General features: G+C 48.7%; 5 protein-coding genes and 1 pseudogene. 1 reads left to right on the top strand and 5 read right to left on the bottom strand.

Going from position 1 to position 5,502, the window contains the following annotated elements:
* On the top strand, positions 1-744 hold a 744-nt coding region (locus PF479_RS03390), incomplete at its 5' end, for a M15 family metallopeptidase (RefSeq protein ID WP_298002230.1).
* A gap of 16 nt (positions 745-760) precedes the next feature.
* Here the strand turns inward: PF479_RS03390 and PF479_RS03385 are convergent.
* The 5 genes and pseudogenes from PF479_RS03385 to PF479_RS03365 form a co-directional block, all read right to left on the bottom strand.
* Entirely contained in the window at positions 761-1,807 is a 1,047-nt protein-coding gene (locus tag PF479_RS03385; protein WP_298002229.1) for a PASTA domain-containing protein, read from the bottom strand.
* Positions 1,797-2,750: a methionyl-tRNA formyltransferase gene (fmt, locus tag PF479_RS03380; protein ID WP_298002227.1), complete on the bottom strand. Its 954-nt coding sequence runs from the start codon at positions 2,748-2,750 to the stop codon at positions 1,797-1,799. The genes PF479_RS03385 and fmt overlap by 11 nt, the downstream gene beginning before the upstream one ends.
* A complete protein-coding gene (gene def / locus PF479_RS03375) occupies positions 2,747-3,250 on the bottom strand; it encodes a peptide deformylase (protein WP_298002225.1) in 504 nt (167 codons plus the stop codon). Before def ends, fmt begins: the two co-directional genes overlap by 4 nt.
* 77 nt (positions 3,251-3,327) lie before the next feature.
* The gene (gene priA, locus PF479_RS03370; RefSeq protein ID WP_298002223.1) at positions 3,328-5,295 is read right to left on the bottom strand and encodes a primosomal protein N'; all 1,968 of its coding nucleotides are present in this window, start codon (positions 5,293-5,295) and stop codon (positions 3,328-3,330) included.
* Positions 5,285-5,502 (bottom strand): annotated as a pseudogene (locus PF479_RS03365) (uracil-DNA glycosylase); the annotation flags it as partial. The gene priA and the pseudogene PF479_RS03365, both read right to left, overlap by 11 nt.

Here is a 5,502-nt window from a genome sequence, read left to right as displayed (position 1 = left end):
CCCCAGGTTTCTGAACGACTTCATCCCTCCTTCAGTTTTACTGAGAAAGATATTCCTTCTCTCACAGAGGGTTTACCTGAGAGTGTTATCGCGGGCATAGCAAAAAGACCGGAATATTTCTTACAGCTTTTGACGACAGTAAGCGTTGAAAATCAGGATTTGATTCGCCTGGTGAACAAAAAAGTGGGATTAGGCCGTGAAGACGAACCTCACGATTTAGCTCATCTTGATGATTACCGCGGTGGATTATACCTCTCCCGTCCGGGTCATAGACTCAGAAAAGTCATGATCCCTTCCCTTCTTGCCATGACAGAAGCAGCACGAATGGAAGGGATTGAGTTGCTCATTTCCTCCTCTTACAGATCCTATGACTACCAGGAAGGTTTGTATAATCGTTACGTTGAAAAGGATGGACAGGAAGCAGCAGACCGCTATTCCGCCAGGCCTGGAAAATCTCAGCATCAATTGGGAACGACTTTGGATTTCGGGTGTATTGACGATTCATTTGCAGATACCGATGCTGGGAAATGGCTTGAAAACAATGCCTGGCGCTATGGTTTTTCCCTCAGCTATCCCAAAGGGATGGAGTCCTATACAGGGTATATGTGGGAAAGCTGGCATTACCGCTATATTGGTGAAAAAGCGGCAGAATTAGAAAGAGAATTCTTTGAGGGTATACAGGAAAGTATGCTGGAATACCTGGATAAAAAAGGCAGCCTGATTAAGGCTGCCCTTATTCCCTGATGGAATTTTGCGATTTTTATTCTAATGTGAAGCGTTTGACTTCCTCATCGTATATTTTAATCAAAATGACGGTCCCTTTCTTCTCGCGGTAGGGCATTGAAAACTGACCGCCCGGGTGTTTCATTTCAAAGACGATTTCTGAACGTCCTCCTGCCACAATCTTCTCGACTGTCAGGTCAACTGAGACGGGGTATTCCGGCAGGGCGGCTTCCAGGATTCCAAAGGTTTCATCAGAGGCCAGTTTCTCCGGAGTACTTACGGCCAGTTCAATCTTCGTACCCGACTCCACTGAATCTCCCGCTTTGGGAGATTGGGTCAGTACAAATGAATTTCTGCCATTGACCTCTTCTTTTTTCTGTGTAAAAACAAAGGGCTGATTTGAACGAATAAGCCTGTTCACCGCATCCATCCACTTGAGACCGACAAAATTATCAATGCTGTACTTTTCTCCCACTGGTCCGCGGCTGACAACAAAAACGAGATCAGTCAGACCGGTGAGGGGTGTTTCCGCAGGGGGTTCCTGTTCGAGAATGGTCCCGGCAGGGGCATCATCAAAAACAAAGATGACGGGTTCACGAATGATCATAAGGGGTGTATAAGACGCAAACAGAGACTGAAGCTGGGTTTTTACATCCGAAAGATTCTGTCCTGTATACAAACCAACCTTGTCCACAACGGCTCCACGGCTGATCATGAGTTTTATTCTTTTTCCGGCCCGGACAACACTGCCGGCCTTGGGATCTTGAGAAATGATATGATTCTTCTCGAGGGGATTTTCTGTGTAGCGAACCTGAACCCTGGGATATAATTCTTTTTCCTGCAGGCTGATAAGGCCATCGATCAGTAACTCACCAGTGACGTCTGGAACCAAAGTCTGTTCTGCCCCTCTTACTGATACAAAAAAAGTAATCATAAAGCTGAGGAATAGCAAAAGAAGAGTCCCCAGTACCATCATGAGAGCCAGGCGGAAAAAGCTCTTTTCATCCCTGCTTTCCAGATCTGATTTCCCCTGAAGTGAGTCCATCACCGGTGATTTCAGGAATTCTTTAATTTTAGAGATCATGTTCTTCTCCCAGTACCGAACCGACAAAATCTTTTGAGCCGTTAATAAAAGATTTATGGTCCAGGGCTTTTTTTGACTGAAGTTGAAGGCGGGTCACTGCCAGAAGACCTTCACCAGTTTGTATCAGAATTCCATCTTTTTTGTCCAGACCTGCCACTTCTCCGACTTTGACTGTTCCCGGGGGAAAAAGACTCCCCTCATAAGGTCTTGCTTCCAGAATATTCAATCTGAGATTCTTCCAAAATGTAAATCCGTGAGGCCAGGGGGTATAGGCTCTGACAACTCGGTCCAGCTGTTCCGCCGACTGGGACCAGTCCATCAGGCCGTCATCTTTGCCGATGAGACTGCAGTATGTCGCTTTATTGTGGTCCTGGGGCACAGGCTTCAGATTACCCGCCTCCATGTCCCTGAGGACTTGCAGAAGGCAGTCAGCACCTTCATGAGCCACCCGTCCAGACAGAGAGGCCGTGGTTTCCCGTTCTTCCAGAACCAGGGGAACTTGAAGAAGAATATCGCCGCTGTCCATCTCTTTAGCCAGGGACTGGATAGTAATGGCTCCTACCCTGTCTCCTCTGAGGATAAGGCTGTTCAGGGGGGAGGGACCTCTCAAATCCGGTAGACCTGAGGGATGCAGATTGATCCCGCCCTTTGGAAATAAATCCATAAAAGTTTGAGAAAAGATCTTGCCATAGGCTAAACAGACCAGGAGATCCGCCGAGAGGGCCTGAATTTCTTCTCTGAAATCGGCAGTCAGTTTTGATGGCTGAAAGACGGGAAGTCCCAGCTCCAGAGCCGCTTTTTTCACTGGAGAAAACTGCACTTGCTTTCCCCTGCCCCGGGCTTTGTCCGGATTAGTTAACACTCCGGCAATATCATAATGGAACGCCAGAGCGTTGAGGGAGGGAACAGCAATATCCGGGGTTCCGGCAAAGAGGATTCTCATGATTCCTCCAGTTCCAGTGTTTTTCGGTATCTTTTAAGCAATTTATCCCGTTTTCTCTCTGAAAGGTAGTCGATAAAAAGAAGGCCCTTCAGATGATCCAGTTCATGCTGGATACACGTGGCCAGAAGGCCATCGGCTTCCATCTTGAAAGGCCGCCCTTTTTGATTCCAGGCCTGGATCTGTATGACCGCCGGTCTTTTCACATCTCCATACATTCCTGGAATGCTTAGACAGCCCTCCTCATAGGATGAAAGTTCTTCACTGGTACCGATGATCTCCGGATTAATAAAAATAAGAGGATCCATCTGATCCAGATGGCAGACAAAAAAACGTTCGTTTCTTCCCACCTGCGGTGCGGCCAAACCGATACCGATGCCTTCAATGGATCGAACCATTTGATTGGTAAAATCCACCAGTTCCTGATCTATATTTGTAACAAGTCCGGATTTTTTTCTTAAAACCGCAAGCTCATTTTCTATATCAATTGTATATATGTCCATTAGCTCCTCTCATAGAAATAGTACTCAAAAGGTGTGAATAAAGTCAATCTTTCCCGTCAGGAAGTGATCTTAAGGTTTTATAGCAGCTGAACCGGATCTATATCGATTTCCCGATACATGCCTCTGGGAACGTCGGTTCTGCTCAAGCATGATGCGGTTATCTTATGGATTCCCGAAAAATCTTCCTCACATCGGATCAAGGTATGGTATCTGTAGTTCCCTGCTATTATCCCCAGGGGACATTCTGCAGGTCCCATCACATCCGGAAGTCCTGCCTTCCTGAACAAATCGCTTAGATCCTCAAGTGCATCCAGGACCTTTTTCCCCTGTTTGCCTCTGTAGACGATGCGGATGAGTCTTGAAAAGGGAGGGAAGTTCATTTCCTTTCGCTGATTAAGTTCAAATTGATAAAACTCTTCGATTCTTCCTTCGCAGCCATAGACGATGGCCGGATTATCGGGACGCATGGTCTGTACAAGGACTTCCCCGTCATTCCTGTAACGTCCGGCCCGCCCGGCGACCTGAACAATCAGGGAAAAAGATCGTTCCGCTGCCCGAAAATCCGGTAGAGACAGGCCGGTATCCGCCAGAACGATTCCCACCAGTTTCACACCGGGGAAATTGAGCCCCTTCGCCACCATCTGAGTCCCCAGAAGGATGTCAATTCCCCCATCCCTGAACCGGCTGATCGTATCCTGTAAAACACCCTTCTTCCGGGCGCTGTCTGTGTCCAGACGGGCCATGACAGCATCGGGAAATACGGCTGCCACCTGCTCCTCCACCTGTTCCGTACCAAATCCGGCATAGCCCACATCCATGGAACCGCATTCGGGGCAGAGGGTCAGAGGCTTTTCGTGAAATCCGCAGTAATGACAGATCATTCTGTTTCTGTTTTTATGAAAGGTCAGGGGAATACTGCACTGCCGGCACTTCATCTCAAAGCCGCAGCTCCGGCAGTGAAAATAGTAGGAATGCCCCCTCCGGTTCAGAAAGAGTATGACCTGCTTTCCTTCCTTCAAGACCCTTTCCATGGCCTGGATCAAATCCTGAGAAAGGAGGCTGCCTGACTTCTTCAGATCAATGATCCTGATATCAGGCAGGGCTCCCCCGGCAGGTCTCTCTTTTAACTGATGTCTTTGAAACACACCCTGCTCCATCATGGACCAGGACTCCACAGAGGGGGTGGCACTCCCCATAAGCAGTTTGGCTCCGCTGCTGCGGCAGCGTTTCATGGCGACCTGGCGTCCATGGTAGCGGGGGGTGGAGCCGGACTTATATGAGGTTTCATGCTCCTCATCCAGAATGATCAGCCCCAGATTTTTCAGAGGTGCAAAGACGGCACTTCTGGCTCCCAGAACCAGAACAGCATCCCCTGACTGAATCCGTCTCCATTCGGTCAGTTTCTGAGAAGGGGTCAGATGGGAGTGGAGTACGGCGGGTTTCTTATCAAACCGCCCTGAAAGATCATCCACCATCTGATGGGTCAATGAAATTTCCGGTACCAGAAAAAGCACGGTTTTCCCCTGAGACAGGACCTCTTCGGCCACTCTTAAAAAGACTTCCGTCTTGCCTGATCCGGTGATTCCATAAAGGTAATGAAAAGACTCATTGCTCTTTGAAATTTTCTGACGGGCATCCTCCTGTTCCGCCGACAGGAGAACCCTTTTATGCTGTTCCTCCACTCCCCCCAGTCCGAGAGGAGGCAACTCCTTTTCCCTCTTGCCACCGGGAAGCATGATTGAAAGGGCTTCTCCCAGGGAACAGAGATAAAAATCTGCGATCCACCGGGCCAGTTCCAGAAGGTTCTGATCAAACAAGGGCTGCTGATCCAGTATCTTGAATACAGGCTTGGCTTCTTTGACACCTTCAGGCAGAACAGTTCCGGCTGAAACGACCCAGCCATTCAGATTACGCCTTCCGAAGGGAGCAGAAACCCGGCAACCCACCAGGTTTGAAGCGCTGCGCTCCTCTCCCTCGGGGTGGGAGTAGGAAAAACAGGATTTCAGGGGGAGATTAAAGACAACTTCCAGATACTCAGTTCCCATTCAGCACATTCCGCAGACTCTTCAGATCTTCCCAGACAGGCCTCTTCAACTCTCCAAAATCCAATACCTGCTTTGGAGAATAGCTGACAACCAGTGGAATTCCATTCCATTCATACAGGCGTCCTCTCATTTCACTAACCTTCATGCCCTTCTGTCCGAGAAACCAGGCCGAACAGGATGCTCCCATTGAGCGTATAATTTTGGGCC

Origin of the sequence: Oceanispirochaeta sp. (genome assembly GCF_027859075.1) — a bacterium.
Lineage (GTDB): Bacteria > Spirochaetota > Spirochaetia > DSM-2461 > DSM-2461 > Oceanispirochaeta.
Note: the sequence above shows the minus strand (reverse complement) of the source record. Positions and strands in the feature narration are given on the sequence as shown.

What these genes read in the sequence shown, in the direction of transcription:
- PF479_RS03385 (WP_298002229.1), bottom strand. Translation starts at nt 1,807, where the DNA reads ATGATCTCTAAAATTAAAGAATTCCTGAAATCACCGGTGATGGACTCA.
- fmt (WP_298002227.1), bottom strand. Translation starts at nt 2,750, where the DNA reads ATGAGAATCCTCTTTGCCGGAACCCCGGATATTGCTGTTCCCTCCCTC.
- def (WP_298002225.1), bottom strand. Translation starts at nt 3,250, where the DNA reads ATGGACATATATACAATTGATATAGAAAATGAGCTTGCGGTTTTAAGA.
- priA (WP_298002223.1), bottom strand. Translation starts at nt 5,295, where the DNA reads ATGGGAACTGAGTATCTGGAAGTTGTCTTTAATCTCCCCCTGAAATCC.